At 51.5% G+C, this 23,072-nt stretch carries 13 protein-coding genes, 6 tRNA genes and 2 rRNA genes; 20 read left to right on the forward strand and 1 reads right to left on the reverse strand.

Annotated features, from left to right (window positions below; all coding sequences use genetic code 11):
* Nucleotides 1–53: 53 nt before the first annotated feature.
* From DAQ1742_RS01270 to birA, 6 genes are all read left to right on the forward strand, one after another.
* Nucleotides 54–130: transfer RNA gene (locus DAQ1742_RS01270), tRNA-Ile, on the forward strand.
* A gap of 57 nt (nucleotides 131–187) precedes the next feature.
* Nucleotides 188–263 (forward strand) — tRNA-Ala (locus DAQ1742_RS01275).
* A gap of 166 nt (nucleotides 264–429) precedes the next feature.
* Nucleotides 430–3,338, forward strand: a 23S ribosomal RNA gene (locus DAQ1742_RS01280).
* Nucleotides 3,339–3,456: 118 nt separating this feature from the next.
* A 5S ribosomal RNA gene (gene rrf / locus DAQ1742_RS01285) occupies nucleotides 3,457–3,572 on the forward strand.
* 253 nt (nucleotides 3,573–3,825) lie between these two features.
* Entirely contained in the window at nucleotides 3,826–4,863 is a 1,038-nt protein-coding gene (murB, locus tag DAQ1742_RS01290; protein WP_035339289.1) for a UDP-N-acetylmuramate dehydrogenase, read from the forward strand.
* On the forward strand, nucleotides 4,860–5,819 hold the full coding sequence (gene birA / locus DAQ1742_RS01295) for a bifunctional biotin--[acetyl-CoA-carboxylase] ligase/biotin operon repressor BirA (RefSeq protein ID WP_180706212.1): 960 nt from the start codon (nucleotides 4,860–4,862) through the stop codon (nucleotides 5,817–5,819). The genes murB and birA overlap by 4 nt, the downstream gene beginning before the upstream one ends.
* An 11-nt stretch (nucleotides 5,820–5,830) precedes the next feature.
* Here the strand turns inward: birA and coaA are convergent, their stop codons facing one another.
* Nucleotides 5,831–6,778 carry a type I pantothenate kinase gene (gene coaA, locus DAQ1742_RS01300; protein WP_035345650.1) on the reverse strand — a complete coding sequence of 316 codons (948 nt, stop codon included), beginning with the start codon at nucleotides 6,776–6,778 and terminating at the stop codon, nucleotides 5,831–5,833.
* A gap of 645 nt (nucleotides 6,779–7,423) precedes the next feature.
* On the opposite strand from coaA, the gene DAQ1742_RS01305 reads away from it, so the two are divergent.
* From DAQ1742_RS01305 to DAQ1742_RS01370, 14 genes are all read left to right on the forward strand, one after another.
* A tRNA-Thr gene (locus DAQ1742_RS01305) sits at nucleotides 7,424–7,499 on the forward strand.
* Nucleotides 7,500–7,516: 17 nt separating this feature from the next.
* Nucleotides 7,517–7,600, forward strand: a tRNA-Tyr gene (locus DAQ1742_RS01310).
* Nucleotides 7,601–7,735: 135 nt separating this feature from the next.
* Nucleotides 7,736–7,810: transfer RNA gene (locus tag DAQ1742_RS01315), tRNA-Gly, on the forward strand.
* A gap of 9 nt (nucleotides 7,811–7,819) precedes the next feature.
* Nucleotides 7,820–7,895, forward strand: a tRNA-Thr gene (locus DAQ1742_RS01320).
* Between the two features lie 106 nt (nucleotides 7,896–8,001).
* Nucleotides 8,002–9,186, forward strand: a complete 1,185-nt coding sequence (tuf, locus tag DAQ1742_RS01325) for an elongation factor Tu (protein ID WP_180706188.1) — start codon at nucleotides 8,002–8,004, stop codon at nucleotides 9,184–9,186.
* A 223-nt stretch (nucleotides 9,187–9,409) separates the two neighbouring features.
* Nucleotides 9,410–9,793, forward strand: coding sequence for a preprotein translocase subunit SecE (gene secE, locus DAQ1742_RS01330; RefSeq protein WP_035339293.1), 384 nt, complete (start codon nucleotides 9,410–9,412; stop codon nucleotides 9,791–9,793).
* A 1-nt stretch (nucleotide 9,794) separates the two neighbouring features.
* Nucleotides 9,795–10,340 (forward strand): transcription termination/antitermination protein NusG, encoded by a 546-nt coding sequence (gene nusG / locus DAQ1742_RS01335; protein WP_035339295.1) that lies wholly within the window; start codon nucleotides 9,795–9,797, stop codon nucleotides 10,338–10,340.
* A 148-nt stretch (nucleotides 10,341–10,488) separates the two neighbouring features.
* A complete protein-coding gene (gene rplK, locus DAQ1742_RS01340; protein WP_035339297.1) occupies nucleotides 10,489–10,917 on the forward strand; it encodes a 50S ribosomal protein L11 in 429 nt (142 codons plus the stop codon).
* Nucleotides 10,918–10,920: 3 nt separating this feature from the next.
* On the forward strand, nucleotides 10,921–11,625 hold the full coding sequence (gene rplA, locus DAQ1742_RS01345) for a 50S ribosomal protein L1 (protein ID WP_035339298.1): 705 nt from the start codon (nucleotides 10,921–10,923) through the stop codon (nucleotides 11,623–11,625).
* Between the two features lie 357 nt (nucleotides 11,626–11,982).
* Nucleotides 11,983–12,480 carry a 50S ribosomal protein L10 gene (rplJ, locus tag DAQ1742_RS01350; protein WP_035339300.1) on the forward strand — a complete coding sequence of 166 codons (498 nt, stop codon included), beginning with the start codon at nucleotides 11,983–11,985 and terminating at the stop codon, nucleotides 12,478–12,480.
* A gap of 66 nt (nucleotides 12,481–12,546) precedes the next feature.
* Nucleotides 12,547–12,912 carry a 50S ribosomal protein L7/L12 gene (gene rplL, locus DAQ1742_RS01355; RefSeq protein ID WP_035339301.1) on the forward strand — a complete coding sequence of 122 codons (366 nt, stop codon included), beginning with the start codon at nucleotides 12,547–12,549 and terminating at the stop codon, nucleotides 12,910–12,912.
* Nucleotides 12,913–13,236: 324 nt separating this feature from the next.
* A complete protein-coding gene (gene rpoB / locus DAQ1742_RS01360) occupies nucleotides 13,237–17,265 on the forward strand; it encodes a DNA-directed RNA polymerase subunit beta (protein ID WP_035339303.1) in 4,029 nt (1,342 codons plus the stop codon).
* Between the two features lie 106 nt (nucleotides 17,266–17,371).
* Nucleotides 17,372–21,595: a DNA-directed RNA polymerase subunit beta' gene (rpoC, locus tag DAQ1742_RS01365; protein WP_035339305.1), complete on the forward strand. Its 4,224-nt coding sequence runs from the start codon at nucleotides 17,372–17,374 to the stop codon at nucleotides 21,593–21,595.
* A gap of 247 nt (nucleotides 21,596–21,842) precedes the next feature.
* Entirely contained in the window at nucleotides 21,843–22,937 is a 1,095-nt protein-coding gene (locus DAQ1742_RS01370) for a DUF1176 domain-containing protein (RefSeq protein WP_035339307.1), read from the forward strand.
* The last annotated feature ends 135 nt before the right edge of the window (nucleotides 22,938–23,072 follow it).

The raw sequence follows: 23,072 nt of genomic DNA on the forward strand, positions 1-23,072 counted from the left end.
GCGTGGTGTCCACACAGATTGTCTGATGAAGAAGATGAGCAGTAAAACCTTATAGGCTTGTAGCTCAGGTGGTTAGAGCGCACCCCTGATAAGGGTGAGGTCGGTGGTTCAAGTCCACTCAGGCCTACCAGTTTCGCGAGGGTGCGGGAGCACGGCGCGGGGCTGAAAAAGGTTGAACTCACACAATGGGGCTATAGCTCAGCTGGGAGAGCGCCTGCTTTGCACGCAGGAGGTCTGCGGTTCGATCCCGCATAGCTCCACCATTAACGAATGACTTCAGAGTGTACTGGCAACAGTATGCTGCGAAGTATTCTGCTCTTTAACAATCTGGAACAAGCTGAAAAATTGAAACGACAGCATGTGTATGAGAATGCATGTGTTGTTCGAGTCTCTCAAAAACTTGCATCCCGAAACACCTTCGGGTTGTGAGGTTAAGCGACTAAGCGTACACGGTGGATGCCTAGGCAGTCAGAGGCGATGAAGGGCGTGCTAATCTGCGATAAGCGTCGGCAAGGCGATATGAGCCGTTATACCCGACGATACCCGAATGGGGAAACCCAGTGTGTTTCGACACACTATCACACACTGAATTCATAGGTGTGTGAGGCGAACCGGGGGAACTGAAACATCTCAGTACCCCGAGGAAAAGAAATCAACCGAGATTCCCCCAGTAGCGGCGAGCGAACGGGGAGGAGCCCAGAACCATCATCGGCGTGTGTGTCAGTGGAAGCGTCTGGAAAGGCGCACGGTACAGGGTGACAGTCCCGTACACGAAGATGCACAGGCCGTGAGTTCGACGAGTAGGGCGGGACACGTGGTATCCTGTCTGAACATGGGGGGACCATCCTCCAAGGCTAAATACTCCTGACTGACCGATAGTGAACCAGTACCGTGAGGGAAAGGCGAAAAGAACCCCGGCGAGGGGAGTGAAATAGAACCTGAAACCGTGTACGTACAAGCAGTGGGAGCCTTGATTTATCAGGGTGACTGCGTACCTTTTGTATAATGGGTCAGCGACTTATATTCTGTAGCAAGGTTAACCGAATAGGGGAGCCGCAGGGAAACCGAGTCTTAACTGGGCGTTAAGTTGCAGGGTATAGACCCGAAACCCGGTGATCTAGCCATGGGCAGGTTGAAGGTTGGGTAACACTAACTGGAGGACCGAACCGACTAATGTTGAAAAATTAGCGGATGACTTGTGGCTGGGGGTGAAAGGCCAATCAAACCGGGAGATAGCTGGTTCTCCCCGAAAGCTATTTAGGTAGCGCCTCGTGAATTCATCTTCGGGGGTAGAGCACTGTTTCGGCTAGGGGGCCATCCCGGCTTACCAACCCGATGCAAACTGCGAATACCGAAGAATGTTATCACGGGAGACACACGGCGGGTGCTAACGTCCGTCGTGAAGAGGGAAACAACCCAGACCGCCAGCTAAGGTCCCAAAGTCATGGTTAAGTGGGAAACGATGTGGGAAGGCCCAGACAGCCAGGATGTTGGCTTAGAAGCAGCCATCATTTAAAGAAAGCGTAATAGCTCACTGGTCGAGTCGGCCTGCGCGGAAGATGTAACGGGGCTAAAACCATGCACCGAAGCTGCGGCAGCGACACTATGTGTTGTTGGGTAGGGGAGCGTTCTGTAAGCCTGTGAAGGTGGCCTGTGAGGGCTGCTGGAGGTATCAGAAGTGCGAATGCTGACATAAGTAACGATAATGCGGGTGAAAAACCCGCACGCCGGAAGACCAAGGGTTCCTGTCCAACGTTAATCGGGGCAGGGTGAGTCGACCCCTAAGGCGAGGCTGAAAAGCGTAGTCGATGGGAAACAGGTTAATATTCCTGTACTTGGTGTTACTGCGAAGGGGGGACGGAGAAGGCTATGTCATCCGGGCGACGGTTGTCCCGGTTTAAGCGTGAAGGTGGGTGGACCAGGCAAATCCGGTCTGCTGTCAACACTGAGGCGTGATGACGAGGCACTACGGTGCTGAAGTGACAGATGCCCTGCTTCCAGGAAAAGCCTCTAAGCATCAGGTAACATTAAATCGTACCCCAAACCGACACAGGTGGTCAGGTAGAGAATACTCAGGCGCTTGAGAGAACTCGGGTGAAGGAACTAGGCAAAATGGTGCCGTAACTTCGGGAGAAGGCACGCTCCTGTGGGTGAAGTCCCTCGCGGACGGAGCTGACGGGAGTCGCAGATACCAGCTGGCTGCAACTGTTTAATAAAAACACAGCACTGTGCAAACACGAAAGTGGACGTATACGGTGTGACGCCTGCCCGGTGCCGGAAGGTTAATTGATGGGGTCAGCCGCAAGGCGAAGCTCTTGATCGAAGCCCCGGTAAACGGCGGCCGTAACTATAACGGTCCTAAGGTAGCGAAATTCCTTGTCGGGTAAGTTCCGACCTGCACGAATGGCGTAATGATGGCCAGGCTGTCTCCACCCGAGACTCAGTGAAATTGAACTCGCTGTGAAGATGCAGTGTACCCGCGGCAAGACGGAAAGACCCCGTGAACCTTTACTATAGCTTGACACTGAACCTTGAGCCTTGATGTGTAGGATAGGTGGGAGGCTTTGAAGTGTGGACGCCAGTCTGCATGGAGCCAACCTTGAAATACCACCCTTTAATGTTTGATGTTCTAACGTGGGCCCCTAATCGGGGTTGCGGACAGTGTCTGGTGGGTAGTTTGACTGGGGCGGTCTCCTCCCAAAGAGTAACGGAGGAGCACGAAGGTTAGCTAATCCTGGTCGGACATCAGGAGGTTAGTGCAAAGGCATAAGCTAGCTTGACTGCGAGAGTGACGGCTCGAGCAGGTGCGAAAGCAGGTCTTAGTGATCCGGTGGTTCTGAATGGAAGGGCCATCGCTCAACGGATAAAAGGTACTCCGGGGATAACAGGCTGATACCGCCCAAGAGTTCATATCGACGGCGGTGTTTGGCACCTCGATGTCGGCTCATCACATCCTGGGGCTGAAGTAGGTCCCAAGGGTATGGCTGTTCGCCATTTAAAGTGGTACGCGAGCTGGGTTTAGAACGTCGTGAGACAGTTCGGTCCCTATCTGCCGTGGGCGTTGGAAGATTGAGGGGGGTTGCTCCTAGTACGAGAGGACCGGAGTGAACGCACCACTGGTGTTCGGGTTGTCATGCCAATGGCACTGCCCGGTAGCTACGTGCGGAAGAGATAACCGCTGAAAGCATCTAAGCGGGAAACTTGCCCCGAGATGAGTCTTCCCTGGGAACTTGATTCCCCTGAAGGGACGTTTAAGACGAAGACGTTGATAGGCTGGGTGTGTAAGCGCAGCGATGCGTTGAGCTAACCAGTACTAATGACCCGAGAGGCTTAACCTTACAACACCGAAGGTGTTTTAGAGAGACGGAAAGAAGAGATTCAGCTTGTTCAGAGATTGGTTCGGGTGGTTGTGTGTAAGCGAAAGCGGAGCATGACGGCCGGAATGAAACGAATTTGCCTGGCGGCGACAGCGCGGTGGTCCCACCTGACCCCATGCCGAACTCAGAAGTGAAACGCCGTAGCGCCGATGGTAGTGTGGGGTCTCCCCATGCGAGAGTAGGGAACTGCCAGGCATCAAACAGAGCGAAGGGCCCGGTCGAAAGACCGGGCCTTTTGTTTTTTATGGTTTTTGTGTGGTTTTACACCCGTTGTATGCTTTTTGCGATGACAGGTGCTTGAGCCCTTCAACTTAAGGTTTATCTAAAAACCCCCGATATCTGGATAATTTCATTACTAGATATCAGTTCAGCCGACATCGAAACATCAACCAATAATCTTTCAGGATCAGTTAGACTATACCTAACTATTTACTAGGTATTGCTCACTATGACGAACACTGTCTGTTCCCTGAGAGAATTTAACTCTTTTTCATTACCTGCTGTTGCTGCGGGTATCATTACTGCGACAACTGTGCCTGAGCTATTATCTGCATGGCAATATGCCCATCAAAATGAAAAACCCGTGTTGGTATTAGGTGAAGGCAGCAACGTGCTTTTCCTGGAAGATTTTCATGGCACTGTGCTGCTCAACAGAATTAAAGGGATCGAGATCCAAGAGGGCAATTTAGGGTGGACACTTCATGTGGGGGCTGGGGAAAACTGGCACCACCTGGTGGAATATACGCTGGAACATCACATCCCTGGCCTGGAGAATCTGGCTTTAATTCCAGGATGTGTTGGTTCTGCTCCCATTCAAAATATTGGCGCATACGGGATGGAGTTGAAGAACGTTTGCACGTATGTTGATGTTCTTAATTTTAAACGCGGGGACGTCACACGACTGAACGCTAAAGAATGCCAATTTGGCTACCGGGATAGTGTATTCAAACACCAATATCAGGATGGATTCGCTATTATAGCGGTAGGATTCCATCTTTCTAAAGACTGGAAACCTATTCTTGAGTATGGCGATCTTACTCGCTTTAATCCTGCAACGATAACGGCAGGACAGGTATTTGAGGCTGTTTGTCAGATGAGGAAAAGTAAATTACCTGATCCAGCGTTAATGGGGAATGCGGGCAGCTTCTTCAAGAATCCTGTAGTTTCTGTCGCTGTCGCGGATCGGATATTAGTAAATTATCCCCAAGCGCCTCACTATCCTCAGTCTGATGGTGATGTAAAAATGGCAGCGGGCTGGTTGATCGACCAATGTGGTTTAAAAGGATACCAGATAGGCCAGGCTGCGGTGCATGATAAACAGGCCCTTGTCCTTGTGAATAAGGGTGGGGCAACGAGTCTTGATGTGGTTGAACTTGCCCGTTATGTCAGAAATCAAGTTGCAATGAAATTTGGTATCTGGCTTGAGCCTGAGGTTCGATTCATTTCTACATCTGGAGAAGTCGATGCAGTCGAGGTATTGTCATGAAAGATTATACCGTTCCACTGAAATTAATTTCTATTTTATCTGACGGTGAGTTTTATTCGGGTGAATATCTCGGTGAGATAATCGGAATGAGCCGGGCTGCGATTAATAAACATATCCAGACTATTAAAGAATGGGGGTGGGATGTGTTTACTGTAACAGGAAAAGGGTATGCCTTGGCTGGGCCTATTCAGTTGCTTGATGCGAATAAAATTCGCTCAGAAGTAACGAGTGGCCAGGTGGCGGTCTTACCCGTTATTGATTCAACGAATCAATACCTGTTAGATCGCCTTGACTCACTTACCTCAGGCGATGTTTGTATTGCTGAATACCAACAATCAGGCCGTGGCCGGCGTGGCCGGCAGTGGTTCTCACCTTTTGGCAGCAACCTCTATTTGTCACTTTACTGGCGTTTGGAACAAGGCCCAGCGGCGGCGGTGGGGGTCAGTTTAGTCATCGGCATCATTATGACTGAAGTATTACGGAACCTCGGAGCTGAGGGAGTGCGAGTTAAATGGCCGAATGATTTATATTTAAATGATAAGAAGCTAGCTGGTATTCTTGTTGAATTAAATGGTCGAACAGGAGATGCAGCGCATCTGGTTATCGGTGCCGGAATTAATCTGCGTATGAATTCATCGGGTTCTGACGTAATTAATCAGGGATGGATCAATTTACAAGAGGCTGGTGTTGATATTGACCGTAATATGTTAGCGGTTCAGTTAATTACCGAACTTCGTAATGCATTAATAATCTATGAACAGCAAGGGCTTTCGCCATTTATTCCTCGGTGGATCGGGCTGGATAATTTTTATAACCGCCCTGTAAAACTAATTGTTGGTAGCAAAGAAATAAACGGTATTGATAAAGGCATTGATGCACAAGGAGCTTTGCTTCTGGAGCAAAATGGGGATATCTACTCCTACATAGGTGGCGAAATATCCTTGCGTGGAAAATAAGGGGGCCCCCCTTATTTTCTCAATCTTACATATTCAACGGCATGATTAGCGCTTTTCGTCATAATCAGGCTGGCCCGCTCACGCGTTGGTAAAATATTTTGCTGTAGGTTTAATCCATTGATTTCCTGCCACAGTTGTGAAGCAATATTAATTGCCTCAGCTTCTGCGAGCCTGGCATAATTGTGAAAATAGGAATTTGGATTAGTAAAAGCACCTTGCCTGAATTTTAAAAAACGATTGATATACCATGACTTTAGCAGTTCTTCAGGTGCATCGACATAAATAGAAAAATCGACGAAGTCTGATACAAATACGCGGTGTGGGTCATGGGAGTAATCCATACCACTTTGCAGAACATTTAATCCTTCAAGGATAAGAATATCTGGCTGTTCTATGACCTTATTACTTTCGGGAACGATATCATACGTTAAATGGGAGTATGTCGGTGCACTAACGCGTGAGACGCCTGATTTTATATCAGAAACAAATTTTACCAAGCTATGCATGTCATAGGATTGTGGAAAGCCCTTTTTCTTCATCAGGTTTCTTTCCTGTAATACTTTGTTCGGATGTAAAAAACCGTCCGTTGTAATTAATTCAACTTTACGGTGTTCCGGCCAGCGGCTAAGTAGTGCCTGTAATACTCGTGCAGTTGTACTTTTCCCAACAGCAACGCTACCTGCAATACCGATAATATACGGAATTTTTTGCTCGTTCGTGCCTAAGAACTGCTCAAGTACAGCCTGACGCCGTAAATTAGAACTAATATAAAAATTCAGTAAACGCGATAATGGCAGATAAATCTCTGCAACCTCATCTAAAGAGAGATCCTCGTTGATGCCTTTGAGTTTAATAATTTCATCTTCAGTCAGGGTGAGTGGCACAGAATCACGTAAGTTAGCCCACTGCTGGCGATTGAATTGAAGATAAGGCGTGGCGAAAGATTGCTCTTTAATCATAAGTATGTTCTGCATGGCGCAACCAGTTAAGGAAGGAAATAGCCCGCTACCCAGCCGTAATAAAGCGTATGGTATTCAGGTCTGCTGAACAGACAGCAGCCGCAGTGTCCTTTCCTGATAAGAATTCATCGTCCAAATGGCAGGTTACCACCATGAGGGGCCGAAAAAGAAGTAAAAAACAGACTAAGTGCGGATGCCAGGACAAATGCGCAGAACCCAGAACCTGTCACTCAGCGTTGCGTGCTTCATAAGCCGCTTTCCAGTCTCGTTAACCAAGATGGTGTTACTCGTCACCCTTCTTTGTTACAGAGAAAAGTGGATTTCTTGGAAAAATATCGAAGATTTGAGTAAAAAATTTACTTGCTACGGTATACAACAATGCATGCAGCGTAGCTGTGCATGATGGTCAGTGGAAAAGGTCTGTGTCATGAAGGGAGGCAATGCTGTTTTTTTATCCTGAAATACATGAGCAAAAGACCCTTGCGTGTAGGTATTGCAAACGCAATTTGCTGATTATTCGCTCAGCTTATTGGCTGGTGTGTGAAATAGTATCCATATTTGTGCAAAATCTAGGCGGTAGTGCGATTTGAGCAATTTTTTTGTTGCATAGACTGCCACCTCTGCCTAGAATGCGCAGCACTTGATGCCGGCTTAGCTCAGTAGGTAGAGCAACTGACTTGTAATCAGTAGGTCGCCAGTTCGATTCCGGCAGCCGGCACCATCAAGTGCATACAATTAGGTGGGGTTCCCGAGCGGCCAAAGGGAGCAGACTGTAAATCTGCCGTCACAGACTTCGAAGGTTCGAATCCTTCCCCACCACCAAATTCAATCCTGGTGACAGGATAAAATCGATGCGGTACGCATAACTAAATCCGGATCGAAAAAAAGCAGGGTACAACTATAAAATGTACCTTGCTTTAAGTTCTACAGAGAAATCAGGTAGCCGAGTTCCAGGATGCGGGCATCGTATAATGGCTATTACCTCAGCCTTCCAAGCTGATGATGTGGGTTCGATTCCCACTGCCCGCTCCAATTAGATGTGCTGATATAGCTCAGTTGGTAGAGCGCACCCTTGGTAAGGGTGAGGTCGGCAGTTCGAATCTGCCTATCAGCACCACTTCTTTTTTTTCCTCCTGATTTTCTTTCTGTTAAAAGTTCAGCAAGTAATTGCTTGGTTGATGTGGTGATACCACCGATTTATCCGTGTCTTAGAGGGACAATCGATGTCTAAAGAAAAATTTGAACGTACAAAACCGCACGTTAACGTCGGTACTATCGGCCACGTTGACCATGGTAAAACAACGCTGACCGCTGCCATCACTACCGTTCTGGCAAAAACCTACGGTGGTCAGGCTCGTGCATTCGACCAGATCGATAACGCACCGGAAGAAAAAGCGCGTGGTATCACCATCAACACCTCTCACGTTGAATACGATACCCCGACTCGCCACTACGCGCACGTTGACTGCCCAGGGCACGCCGACTACGTGAAAAACATGATCACCGGTGCAGCCCAGATGGACGGCGCTATCCTGGTTGTTGCTGCGACTGACGGCCCGATGCCGCAGACGCGTGAGCACATCCTGCTGGGTCGTCAGGTCGGCGTTCCGTTCATCATCGTGTTCCTGAACAAATGCGACATGGTTGATGACGAAGAGCTGCTGGAACTGGTTGAGATGGAAGTGCGTGAGCTGCTGTCTCAGTACGACTTCCCAGGCGACGACACGCCGGTTATCCGCGGTTCCGCGCTGAAAGCGCTGGAAGGCGAAGCCGAGTGGGAAGCGAAAATCATCGAACTGGCCGAAGCGCTGGACAGCTACATCCCGGAACCTGAGCGTGCGATTGACAAGCCGTTCCTGCTGCCGATCGAAGACGTATTCTCTATCTCTGGCCGTGGTACTGTCGTGACCGGTCGTGTAGAGCGCGGCATCGTTAAAGTGGGCGAAGAAGTGGAAATCGTGGGTATCAAAGACACCACGAAAACCACCTGTACCGGCGTTGAAATGTTCCGCAAATTGCTGGACGAAGGCCGTGCAGGCGAGAACGTTGGCGTTCTGCTGCGTGGTACCAAACGTGATGAAGTTGAGCGTGGTCAGGTACTGGCTAAACCGGGTTCAATCAAGCCGCACACTCAGTTCGAATCTGAAGTGTATATTCTGAGCAAAGACGAAGGTGGCCGTCACACGCCGTTCTTCAAAGGCTACCGTCCGCAGTTCTACTTCCGTACCACTGACGTGACAGGCACCATCGAACTGCCGGAAGGCGTGGAAATGGTGATGCCAGGCGACAACATCAAGATGGTCGTAAACCTGATCGCGCCGATCGCGATGGACGACGGTCTGCGTTTCGCAATCCGTGAAGGTGGTCGTACCGTAGGTGCTGGCGTGGTTGCCAAAGTTATCGCTTAATTGCGATAGGAATTGACGCAACATGCGGTAAAAGGGCATCATTTGATGCCCTTTTTCTACGCTCTTATCGTAGAACCTATCTCATCAACGATTGTGCGGTATAATCATTGGTGAGATAGGCTCTGTGTAAGTGGTATGAGTCCCGGATACATGACGTTTCCGGTCTGGTTTGCCCTTACGGCAGGGCAAGATTATTTGTCTGAAACTAGTGACAGGTTGGTTTATGAGTGCGAATACCGAAGCTCAGGAGAGCGGGCGTGGTCTTGAGGCGCTGAAATGGCTGGTTGTTGCAGTGCTATTGGTTGTAGCCATTGTAGGTAACTATTATTACCGCGAATTCAGCCTGCCGCTGCGTGCTATGGCGGTCGTTGTGTTGATAGCTGCCGCAGGTGGCGTTGCATTGCTGACAACGAAAGGCAAAGCGACAGTATTATTTGCGCGTGAAGCCCGTACTGAAGTTCGCAAGGTTATCTGGCCGAACCGGCAGGAAACTTTACATACGACACTGATTGTGGCCGCCGTTACTGCTGTTATGTCACTGATTTTATGGGGACTGGATGGCATTTTAGTGCGTCTGGTGTCGTTTATTACTGGCCTGAGGTTCTAAGATGTCTGAAGCTCCAAAGAAACGTTGGTACGTCGTTCAGGCGTTTTCTGGCTTTGAAGGTCGTGTAGCGCAGTCGTTGCGTGAGCACATTAAACTCCACAACATGGAAGAGCACTTCGGTGAGGTGATGGTTCCGACCGAAGAAGTCGTTGAAATCCGTGGTGGGCAGCGCCGTAAAAGCGAACGTAAATTCTTCCCCGGCTATGTGCTGGTGCAGATGGTGATGGATGATGCCAGTTGGCATCTGGTGCGTAGTGTGCCGCGTGTTATGGGGTTTATCGGCGGAACCTCCGATCGTCCTGCACCCATCAGCGATAAAGAAGTTGATGCCATTATGAATCGCCTGCAACAAGTGGGTGATAAACCACGGCCGAAAACCCTGTTTGAGCCAGGTGAAATGGTGCGCGTTAATGATGGCCCATTTGCTGACTTTAACGGTGTAGTCGAGGAAGTGGATTACGAGAAAAGCCGCCTGAAAGTTTCTGTTTCTATCTTCGGCCGTGCAACGCCGGTTGAGCTGGATTTCAGTCAGGTGGAAAAAGGCTAATCATCACGCGAATGTGGTGCTTGTCTGCGGCGCGAAATTGACCTACAATTTCGCGCCTTTGTTTTATACGTCCAGAGACGTATAACATGATACGTAAACGACGGGGAGCTTCCTTGCGAAGCGATATCACCCATTAGAGGAAAGTTAAATGGCCAAGAAAGTACAAGCCTACGTCAAGCTGCAAGTTGCAGCTGGTATGGCTAACCCGAGCCCGCCAGTCGGTCCTGCTCTGGGTCAGCAGGGTGTTAACATCATGGAATTCTGTAAGGCGTTCAACGCTAAAACAGAAAGCCTGGAGAAAGGTCTGCCGACTCCGGTTGTTATCACTGTTTACTCTGACCGTTCCTTCACCTTCGTTACCAAGACCCCGCCTGCATCTGTACTGCTGAAAAAAGCAGCAGGTATCAAGTCTGGTTCCGGTAAGCCGAACAAAGACAAAGTGGGTAAAGTGACCCGTGCTCAGATTCTGGAAATTGCCCAGACTAAAGCAGCGGATATGACGGGTGCCAACGTGGAAGCGATGTCGCGTTCCATCGAAGGTACTGCTCGTTCCATGGGCCTGGTAGTGGAGGATTAAGAAATGGCTAAGCTGACCAAGCGCATGCGCGTGATCCGTGAAAAAGTTGATGTGACCAAGCAGTATGGCATCAACGAAGCCGTTGCCCTGCTCAAAGAGCTGGCCACTGCTAAATTTGTTGAAAGTGTTGACGTTGCCGTAAACCTGGGCATCGACGCACGTAAATCCGATCAGAACGTTCGTGGTGCAACCGTACTGCCGCACGGTACTGGTCGTACTGTTCGCGTAGCTGTATTTACTCAGGGTGCTAACGCTGAAGCAGCAAAAGCTGCTGGCGCTGACCTGGTAGGTATGGACGATCTGGCCGATCAGATCAAGAAAGGCGAGATGAACTTCGACGTGGTTATTGCTTCTCCTGATGCAATGCGCGTTGTTGGTCAACTGGGCCAGATCCTCGGTCCGCGTGGTCTGATGCCGAACCCGAAAGTGGGTACTGTAACCCCGAACGTAGCCGAAGCAGTGAAAAACGCCAAGGCTGGTCAGGTTCGTTACCGTAACGACAAGAACGGTATCATCCATACCACCATTGGTAAGGTTGATTTCGATACTGACAAACTGAAAGAAAACCTGGAGTCTCTGCTGGTTGCGCTGAAAAAAGCGAAACCTTCTCAGGCAAAAGGCGTGTACATCAAGAAAGTCAGCCTGTCCACCACCATGGGTGCTGGCGTTACTATTGATCAGAGCGGCCTGAACGCGGCAGCAAACTGATAGCTTTTGTTCCTCTTTACCCGGGCGAGGGATTTCTCTATAATCTTACGCCCGTTGTTCTGTAAATGAACAAGAGACGATTTTTCGGTTGGAGCCTGGCCTCATCCAGGCCTCCGTCCAAGACCGCAGGTGTTTCAAATGCCTTCGGGCAGAGAAACTTAATTTCCCTGCGTAGACGGTGACAGAGCCTAAAGAACATTTTTATTCTTTTTTAAAGTCTGTTTTCAAAACATGTCTTTTTTAAAGGGTAGTCTTGCTGGATTCTGCTCACCGTGTTTTAGCGCCTGCTCACCGTTTTGGTGGCAGGTGAAGTGAGTTCCGGAAATTTTTTCCGGCTAAATCCAGGAGCAAAAGCTAATGGCATTAAATCTTCAAGACAAACAAGCGATTGTTGCTGAAGTCAGCGAAGTGGCCAAAGGCGCGCTGTCTGCTGTCGTTGCGGATTCCCGTGGCGTTACCGTAGACAAAATGACTGAACTGCGTAAAGCAGGTCGTGAAGCTGGCGTATACATGCGTGTTGTTCGTAACACCTTGTTGCGCCGTATCGTTGAAGGCACTCAGTTTGAATGCCTGAAAGACACGTTTGTCGGTCCGACCCTGATTGCATACTCTATGGAACACCCGGGCGCAGCTGCTCGTTTGTTCAAAGAGTTCGCGAAAGCGAATGCAAAATTTGAGGTCAAAGCGGCGGCCTTTGAAGGTGAGTTGATTCCGGCGGCTCAGATTGACCGTCTGGCAACACTGCCGACTTACGAAGAAGCAATTGCACGCCTGTTGGCGACCATGAAAGAAGCCTCTGCTGGCAAACTGGTTCGCACCCTGGCGGCTGTTCGCGATCAGAAAGAAGCGGCTTAATTGCACTCTCTCTGTTATCGCACTTGCTAACGTATAAACTTTTTCTGATTGTTAGGAACAATTGTCATGTCTATCACTAAAGACCAAATCATCGAAGCAGTAGCCGCTATGTCTGTTATGGACGTTGTTGAGCTGATCACTGCAATGGAAGAAAAATTCGGCGTTTCTGCTGCTGCTGCTGTAGCTGTTGCTGCTGCTCCGGCTGAAGCTGCTGAAGAGAAAACTGAGTTCGACGTTATCCTGAAAGCTGTTGGCGCTAACAAAGTTGCTGTTATCAAAGCAGTGCGTGGCGCAACTGGCCTGGGTCTGAAAGAAGCGAAAGACCTGGTTGAATCTGCTCCGGCTGCTCTGAAAGAAGCAGTGAGCAAAGATGACGCTGAAGCTCTGAAAAAATCTCTGGAAGAAGCTGGCGCTGAAGTTGAAGTTAAATAAGCCAACCCTTCTGGTTGCAGCCTGATTCGTTAGGCTGATGGCTGGTGACTTTTTAGTCACCAGCCTTTTTGCGCTGTAGGGCACCAGCCGTTTTTCACACTGTTTGACGACTGGTTTCCCATCAATGTTTGTTTCTATCGACGACTTAATATACTGCGCCAGAGCAGTCTGTTCTGTGTAAAGCGCAATGAAATGGTTTAAGAGTGATAGAAACAGGTATTGCGGAAAGTGCTCCACTTTCCGATCGACATAAATGGTGTTGCATGAACCGTCCTTTTCAGGGCGGACAAAGTGGGTCGACTTGTCAGCGAGCTGAGGAACCCTATGGTTTACTCCTATACCGAGAAAAAACGCATTCGTAAGGATTTTGGTAAACGTCCACAAGTGTTGGATATACCTTATCTCCTTTCTATCCAGCTTGACTCGTTCCAGAAGTTTATCGAGCAAGATCCGGAAGGTCAGTATGGTCTGGAAGCCGCATTCCGTTCCGTATTCCCTATCTCAAGTTACAGCGGCAATTCCGAATTGCAGTATGTGAGCTACCGCCTGGGTGAGCCGGTATTTGACGTGAAAGAGTGTCAAATTCGTGGTGTCACCTTCTCTGCTCCGCTGCGTGTGAAGCTGCGTCTGGTGATCTACGAGCGCGAAGCGCCGGAAGGCACCGTTAAAGACATTAAAGAACAAGAAGTGTACATGGGCGAAATCCCGCTCATGACCGACAACGGTACCTTTGTCATCAACGGTACTGAGCGCGTGATCGTTTCTCAGTTGCACCGTAGCCCAGGTGTGTTCTTCGATAGCGACAAGGGTAAAACCCACTCTTCCGGTAAGGTGCTGTATAACGCACGTATTATTCCTTACCGTGGTTCCTGGCTGGATTTCGAGTTTGACCCGAAAGATAACCTGTTTGTTCGTATCGACCGCCGCCGCAAGCTGCCTGCGACCATCATTCTGCGTGCGTTGAATTACACCACTGAACAGATTCTGGATCTGTTCTTCGATAAAGTGGTGTATGAGATTCACAACAACAAATTGCAGATGGAGCTGGTGCCTGAGCGCCTGCGTGGTGAAACCGCCTCTTTCGATATCGAAGCCGACGGCAAAGTCTACGTTGAGAAAGGCCGCCGCATCACGGCGCGTCATATTCGTCAACTGGAAAAAGACGGTATCGAACGTATTGAAGTGCCGGTCGAATACATCGCTGGTAAAGTGCTGGCGAAAGACTATGTGGATCAAAGCACAGGTGAAGTGATCGCGATGGCGAACATGGAGCTGTCGCTGGATCTGCTGGCCAAGTTGAGCCAATCCGGTCACAAACGCATTGAAACCCTGTTCACTAACGATCTTGATCACGGTCCGTACATGTCTGAAACAGTACGTGTCGACCCGACTAACGATCGCCTGAGTGCTCTGGTTGAAATTTACCGCATGATGCGTCCTGGTGAACCGCCGACACGCGAAGCGGCTGAAACGCTGTTTGAAAACCTGTTCTTCTCTGAAGATCGTTACGATCTGTCTGCGGTTGGCCGTATGAAGTTCAACCGTTCCCTGCTGCGCGAAGAGATTGAAGGCTCCGGCATTCTCAGCAAAGAAGACATTATCGATGTGATGAAAAAACTCATCGATATCCGTAACGGTAAGGGCGAAGTCGATGATATCGACCACCTGGGCAACCGTCGTATCCGCTCTGTGGGCGAGATGGCGGAAAATCAGTTCCGCGTCGGTCTGGTGCGTGTTGAGCGTGCGGTGAAAGAACGTCTGTCACTGGGCGATCTCGATACGCTGATGCCGCAGGACATGATCAACGCTAAACCGATTTCCGCAGCAGTAAAAGAGTTCTTCGGTTCCAGCCAGCTGTCTCAGTTTATGGACCAGAACAACCCGCTGTCCGAGATTACGCACAAACGCCGTATCTCCGCATTGGGCCCAGGCGGCTTGACCCGTGAGCGCGCTGGCTTTGAAGTGCGAGACGTTCACCCGACTCACTACGGTCGTGTATGTCCTATCGAAACGCCTGAAGGTCCGAACATCGGTCTGATTAACTCGCTGTCCGTGTACGCGCAGACCAACGAGTACGGTTTCCTGGAAACCCCGTATCGCCGTGTACGCGATGGCGTGGTGACTGACGAAATTCATTACCTGTCAGCGATTGAAGAAGGCAACTACGTTATTGCTCAGGCGAACACCAACCTGGATGACGAAGGCCACTTCATTGACGAACTGGTGACTTGCCGTAGCAAGGGCGAATCCAGCTTGTTCAGCCGCGACCAGGTTGACTACATGGACGTTTCCACCCAGCAGGTGGTTTCCGTCGGTGCGTCCCTGATCCCGTTCCTGGAACACGATGACGCCAACCGCGCCCTGATGGGTGCGAACATGCAACGTCAGGCTGTACCAACGCTGCGTGCGGACAAGCCGCTGGTCGGCACCGGTATGGAGCGTGCGGTTGCCGTTGACTCCGGTGTAACCGCAGTTGCTAAACGCGGCGGTACCGTGCAGTACGTTGATGCCTCTCGTATCGTTATCAAAGTTAACGAAGCCGAGATGTATCCGGGCGAAGCCGGTATCGACATTTACAACCTGACCAAATACACCCGTTCCAACCAGAACACCTGTATCAACCAGATGCCGTGTGTGTCGCTGGGTGAGCCGGTTGAGCGCGGCGATGTACTGGCTGATGGCCCGTCTACCGATCTCGGTGAACTGGCGCTGGGCCAGAACATGCGTGTCGCGTTCATGCCGTGGAACGGTTACAACTTCGAAGACTCCATCCTCGTTTCCGAGCGTGTGGTTCAGGAAGACCGTTTTACCACCATCCACATTCAGGAACTGGCGTGCGTGTCCCGTGACACCAAGCTGGGGCCGGAAGAGATCACCGCTGACATCCCGAACGTGGGTGAAGCGGCGCTCTCCAAGCTGGATGAATCCGGTATCGTGTATATCGGTGCGGAAGTGACCGGCGGTGACATTCTGGTCGGTAAAGTGACGCCGAAAGGCGAAACTCAGCTGACACCGGAAGAGAAACTGCTGCGCGCTATCTTCGGTGAGAAAGCGTCTGACGTGAAAGACTCTTCTCTGCGTGTTCCGAACGGCGTTTCCGGTACGGTTATCGACGTGCAGGTCTTTACCCGCGATGGTGTGGAAAAAGACAAGCGCGCGCTGGAAATCGAAGAAATGCAGCTCAAGCAGGCCAAGAAAGACCTGACCGAAGAGTTGCAGATTCTGGAAGCCGGTCTGTTTGCCCGTATTCACGACGTGCTGGTTGCCGGTGGTGTTGAAGCCGAGAAACTGGACAAGCTGCCGCGCGAGCGCTGGCTGGAACTGGGCCTGACTGACGAAGACAAACAGAATCAGCTGGAGCAGTTGGCCGAGCAGTACGACGAACTCAAGCATGAGTTCGAGAAGAAACTCGAAGCCAAACGCCGCAAAATCACTCAGGGTGACGATCTGGCACCGGGCGTGCTGAAGATCGTCAAAGTGTATCTGGCGGTTAAACGTCAGATCCAGCCGGGTGACAAGATGGCGGGCCGTCACGGTAACAAGGGTGTTATCTCCAAGATCAACCCGATCGAAGATATGCCTTACGACGAGAACGGCACACCGGTTGACATCGTACTGAACCCGCTGGGCGTACCGTCACGTATGAACATCGGTCAGATCCTGGAAACCCATCTGGGTATGGCAGCGAAAGGTATCGGCGACAAAATCAACGCCATGCTCAAGCAGCATCAGGAAGTGGCTAAACTGCGTGAGTTTATCCAGCGCGCTTATGATCTGGGCAACGACGTGCGCCAGAAAGTTGACCTGAACACCTTCAGCGATGAAGAAGTGCTGCGTCTGGCTGAGAACCTGAAAAAAGGTATGCCGATCGCCACACCGGTGTTCGACGGTGCCAAGGAAAACGAGATCAAAGCGTTGCTGAAACTCGGCGACTTGCCGACTTCCGGTCAGATCACGCTGTTTGACGGCCGTACCGGTGAGCAGTTCGAGCGTCCGGTTACTGTCGGCTACATGTACATGCTGAAACTGAACCACTTGGTTGATGACAAGATGCATGCTCGTTCGACGGGTTCTTACAGCCTGGTTACCCAGCAGCCGCTGGGTGGTAAAGCACAGTTCGGTGGTCAGCGCTTCGGTGAGATGGAAGTGTGGGCGCTGGAAGCTTACGGTGCCGCTTACACCTTGCAGGAAATGTTGACCGTGAAATCCGATGACGTGAACGGCCGTACCAAGATGTACAAAAACATCGTGGATGGCGATCACCGGATGGAACCAGGTATGCCGGAGTCCTTCAACGTGTTGTTGAAAGAAATCCGCTCTCTGGGTATCAACATCGAGCTGGAAGAAGAGTAATCCCAGCCCGAAAGCGCTGCGAGCATTCGTTACAGGGGCACCTGAACCGTGTTGTTAAAGACAGGTTCAGGTGCCTGACAGGTCTAACTCCGACAGGAGCCAATCCGTGAAAGACTTATTAAAGTTTCTGAAAGCGCAAACTAAGACCGAAGAGTTTGATGCGATCAAAATTGCGCTGGCCTCGCCAGACATGATTCGTTCGTGGTCTTTTGGTGAAGTGAAAAAGCCAGAAACCATCAACTACCGTACGTTCAAACCAGAACGTGACGGCCTGTTCTGCGCCCGTATTTTTGGGCCGGTAAAAGATTATGAGTGCTTGTGCGGTAAGTACAAGCGCCTGAAACACCGTGGCGTGATTTGTGAGAAGTGCGGCGTTGAAGTGACCCAGACCAAAGTGCGTCGTGAGCGCATGGGCCACATCGAGCTGGCGTCTCCGACTGCCCACATCTGGTTTTTGAAGTCCCTGCCGTCTCGTATCGGCCTGCTGCTGGATATGCCGCTGCGTGATATCGAACGTGTGCTGTACTTCGAATCTTATGTCGTGGTTGAAGGCGGGATGACCAACCTGGAACGCCGTCAGATCCTGACGGAAGAACAGTACCTGGACGCGCTGGAAGAGTTCGGTGACGAATTCGACGCCAAAATGGGTGCTGAAGCTATCCAGGCGTTGCTCAAAGGAATGGATCTGGAGCAGGAATGCGAACAGCTGCGCGAAGAGCTGAACGAAACCAACTCCGAGACCAAACGCAAGAAACTGACCAAGCGCATCAAGCTGCTGGAAGCGTTCGTGCAGTCTGGCAACAAGCCGGAGTGGATGATCCTGACCGTGCTGCCGGTGCTGCCGCCGGACTTGCGTCCGCTGGTGCCGCTGGACGGTGGCCGTTTTGCGACCTCCGATCTGAACGATCTGTATCGCCGCGTGATCAACCGTAACAACCGTTTGAAACGTCTGCTGGATCTGGCGGCACCCGATATCATCGTACGTAACGAAAAACGTATGTTGCAGGAAGCGGTCGATGCGCTGTTGGATAACGGCCGTCGCGGTCGTGCCATCACCGGTTCCAACAAGCGTCCGCTGAAATCTTTGGCCGATATGATCAAAGGTAAGCAGGGTCGTTTCCGTCAGAACCTGCTCGGTAAGCGCGTGGACTACTCCGGTCGTTCCGTTATCACCGTAGGCCCGTACCTGCGTCTGCATCAGTGCGGTCTGCCGAAGAAAATGGCGCTGGAACTGTTCAAACCGTTCATCTACGGCAAGCTGGAACTGCGTGGCCTTGCGACCACCATCAAAGCCGCCAAGAAAATGGTTGAGCGTGAAGAAGCGGTCGTGTGGGATATCCTCGATGAAGTTATCCGCGAGCACCCGGTTCTGCTGAACCGTGCGCCGACGCTGCACCGTTTGGGTATTCAGGCGTTCGAACCGGTTCTGATCGAAGGTAAAGCGATTCAGTTGCACCCGCTGGTGTGTGCGGCCTATAACGCCGACTTCGACGGTGACCAGATGGCGGTTCACGTACCGTTGACGCTGGAAGCCCAGCTCGAAGCGCGTGCGCTGATGATGTCTACCAACAACATCCTGTCTCCGGCGAACGGCGAGCCTATCATCGTTCCGTCTCAGGACGTGGTGTTGGGCCTGTACTACATGACCCGCGACTGTGTTAACGCCAAAGGCGAAGGCATGGTACTGACCGGGCCGAAAGAAGCCGAGCGTATTTATCGTGCCGGTCTGGCGTCACTGCATGCGCGTGTCAAAGTGCGTATCACCGAGCACGAAAAAAATCCACAGGGTGAGTGGGCGGCGAAAACCAGCCTGATCGACACCACTGTCGGTCGTGCCATTCTGTGGATGATCGTGCCGAAAGGTCTGCCTTACTCCATCGTCAACCAGGCGCTGGGTAAGAAAGCGATCTCCAAGATGCTGAACACCTGCTATCGCGTGCTGGGTCTGAAACCGACGGTTATTTTCGCCGACCAGATCATGTACACCGGTTTTGCTTACGCGGCGCGTTCCGGTTCTTCCGTTGGTATCGACGACATGGTGATCCCGGCGAAGAAAGTGGAAATCATCAGCGAAGCCGAAGCCGAAGTGGCCGAAATCCAGGAGCAGTTCCAGTCTGGTCTGGTGACAGCGGGCGAGCGTTATAACAAAGTCATCGATATCTGGGCTGCGGCGAATGAGCGCGTAGCGAAGGCGATGATGGAAAACCTCTCTACCGAAACCGTTATCAACCGTAACGGCGAAGAAGAGAGACAGGTTTCCTTTAACAGCATCTTTATGATGGCTGACTCCGGTGCGCGTGGTTCTGCGGCACAGATTCGTCAGCTGGCGGGGATGCGTGGTCTGATGGCGAAGCCGGATGGCTCCATCATCGAAACGCCAATCACCGCGAACTTCCGTGAAGGTCTGAACGTACTCCAGTACTTCATCTCGACGCACGGTGCGCGTAAAGGTCTGGCGGATACCGCACTGAAAACCGCGAACTCCGGTTATCTGACCCGTCGTCTGGTTGACGTGGCGCAGGACCTGGTTGTCACCGAGGACGATTGCGGCACCCACGAAGGCATCATGATGACGCCGGTTATCGAAGGCGGCGACGTCAAAGAGCCGCTGCGTGAGCGCGTACTGGGCCGTGTAACGGCAGAAGACGTGCTGAAACCGGGTACGGCTGACATTCTGGTTCCGCGCAATACGCTGCTGAACGAGAAATGGTGTGACCTGTTAGAAGAAAACTCGGTTGATGCCGTGAAAGTGCGCTCCGTGGTTGGTTGTGAAACCGACTTCGGTGTGTGCGCCAAGTGCTACGGTCGTGACCTGGCGCGTGGCCACATCATCAACAAAGGTGAAGCTATCGGGGTTATCGCGGCACAGTCCATCGGTGAACCGGGTACCCAGCTGACGATGCGTACGTTCCACATCGGTGGTGCGGCATCGCGTGCGGCAGCCGAGTCCAGCATTCAGGTGAAAAACAAGGGTACGTTGCGACTGAGCAATGCCAAGTTCGTAATGAACAACGCCGGTAAGCTGGTTATCACCTCGCGTAACACCGAGCTGAAACTGATCGACGAATTCGGTCGTACCAAAGAAAGCTATAAAGTGCCTTACGGTGCGGTGATGGCGAAAGGTAACGGTGACGATGTCGCGGGCGGTGAAACTGTCGCGAACTGGGATCCGCATACCATGCCGGTTATCACCGAAGTGGGCGGTAGCATTCGCTTTACCGACATGATCGACGGCCAGACGATTACGCGTCAGACCGACGAACTGACCGGCCTGTCTTCCATCGTGGTTCTGGACAGTGCAGAACGTACCGGTGGCGGTAAAGACCTGCGTCCGGCGCTGAAAATCGTTGACGCCAACGGCAATGACGTACTGATCCCGGGCACCGACATGCCGGCACAGTACTTCCTGCCGGGCAAAGCGATTGTTCAGCTGGAAGACGGTTCTCAGATCGGTGCGGGTGACACTCTGGCGCGTATTCCGCAGGAATCCGGCGGTACCAAGGACATCACCGGTGGTCTGCCGCGCGTTGCTGACCTGTTTGAAGCCCGTCGTCCGAAAGAGCCGGCAATCCTCGCTGAAATCAGCGGCGTGGTGTCGTTCGGTAAAGAAACCAAAGGTAAGCGTCGTCTGGTGATTACGCCGGTTGATGGCAGCGATCCATACGAAGAGATGATCCCGAAATGGCGTCAGCTTAACGTGTTCGAAGGCGAACGCGTGGAGCGCGGTGACGTGATTTCCGACGGACCAGAATCTCCGCATGACATTCTGCGCTTGCGTGGCGTACACGCGGTAACGCGTTACATCACCAACGAAGTGCAGGAAGTTTACCGCTTGCAGGGCGTTAAGATTAACGATAAACACATCGAAGTTATCGTTCGTCAGATGTTGCGTAAAGGCACCATCGTTAACCCAGGCAGTTCCGAGTTCCTGGAAGGTGAGCAGGTCGAGATGTCACGCATCAAGATAGCAAACCGTCAGTTGGAAGCGAACGGTAAGATTTCGGCGACCTTCAGCCGCGATCTGCTGGGTATCACCAAGGCGTCTCTGGCGACCGAATCCTTCATCTCTGCGGCATCGTTCCAGGAAACGACACGCGTGTTGACGGAAGCCGCGGTTGCCGGTAAACGTGATGAACTGCGTGGCCTGAAAGAGAACGTCATCGTCGGTCGTCTGATCCCGGCCGGTACGGGCTATGCGTATCATCAGGATCGCATGCGTCGCCGTCAGGCAGGCGAAGTTCAGCCGACACCGCAGGTGAGTGCTGAAGAAGCCTCCGCCAACCTGGCAGAACTGTTGAATGCCGGTCTGGGTGGTAGCGACGACGAGTAATCGTTCGTCTCATGTCTGCTACAGGCAGTAACGTAACAGGCTATAAATAAAGAAACCGCGCCTTATTCAGGGTGCGGTTTTTTTTATCTTCTTATTTCACTTCCTTGTCTTTCTTTGATGCCAGTAACGGTTTAAAAAGAAGAGGGGGTGTCTTTGCTGATGCGCCCTGGTGATATGAAATTTAGATACGGGCAGGTGATATAATTGCGCTATAACATCAGCATGGGTGTCTTATAAGGAATGTCCGATGCGATTTAACATCACGCTTTCAGGCATCGTTCTGGCGTTACTGTCCGCGAGTGCGTTCAGTACGGGTGAAATGTCTGCGGGTTATCCTGCACCGGTGCAGAAAGTGTTCAGACACTGGCAAGTGACCTGCAATAACCTCAATGATTGTGACATCAGGAATAATGACCCCTACCTGCGCGTGACGCTCAAGCGTGAGGCCGGTGCGCAGGGGAAGATCTCGCTGGATTTTGATCTGGCGGATAAGCGCCAGGCGTTGTATCTCGACGGCGCGCGTTTTGCCCTTGCTCAACCCGCCTGGCAGACGGATGAAGAAGAAGGCGCATTCTATGTTCATACCGAGCAACTGGATGTCATCCAGCAATTTGTGCAGGCGGCGAAAAATGCCAGGCGTTTGACGCTCTCCGAGGCGAGCGCACAAGGAAGTAATCAGGATGAGTCAATTTCGCTTAATGGACTCAATGCGGCGCTGCTGCTGGTGGATGAGCGGCAAGGGCGGCTGGATAACCGCAGTGCGTTGCTGAAAGTGGGCAATGGCGATGTATCACAGGTTCCCGCCGCGCCGATAGGACAAGAGATTCACCCCGCCTATACCCAGCCGCCACCGTTAACCAATGGTAAGGCCTTGATTAATGCGGTGATCAAGGCGAAAAAAACGCTGCTGGAAGAGGAAGATTGCGGGTTGAGCAAAGAAGCCCGCCAGTTAAGCGAAGCCGAGCCGCTGACGCATGATCTGGCGCTGGTGATGCTCAACTGTGGCGTGGGCGCGTATCAATCCTCCAGCCTGCTGTTTATTACGCCGCGTAATAACCCGCAGGCCGCGCAATTGCTGGAGCTGACCAGGCCTATCCGCCCGTTGAACAGCCGTGAAGAGAAGATTCGCTGGTTTACCGAAGCCGATTATGACCCGGAAAGCGGCATGTTATATCACTCGGTGAAAGGCCGTGGCATTGCTGACTGCGGCGAGAGCGGGCAGTGGGTATTTGATGGTAAGACTTTTCAACTGGTCGCCTATAACTATCAACCAGAATGTAACGGTGGGCAACCGGGAGATTGGCCTTCGGTCTGGGCGATGCCGGGCTACCCGACCGAGTAGCCCGACACGATGTTGTTGTGGGCTATTTTTTATGTAGCCCCTTTTTTCCTATCGTTATCTACCTCTTAAAGGATCATCACGTTTTGCGAGTAGTGGAGCCGTGATTTGAAGGGATATGGATATGCAATTTTTGAA

The organism is Dickeya aquatica (genome assembly GCF_900095885.1).
GTDB classification, from domain to species: Bacteria; Pseudomonadota; Gammaproteobacteria; order Enterobacterales; family Enterobacteriaceae; genus Dickeya; species Dickeya aquatica.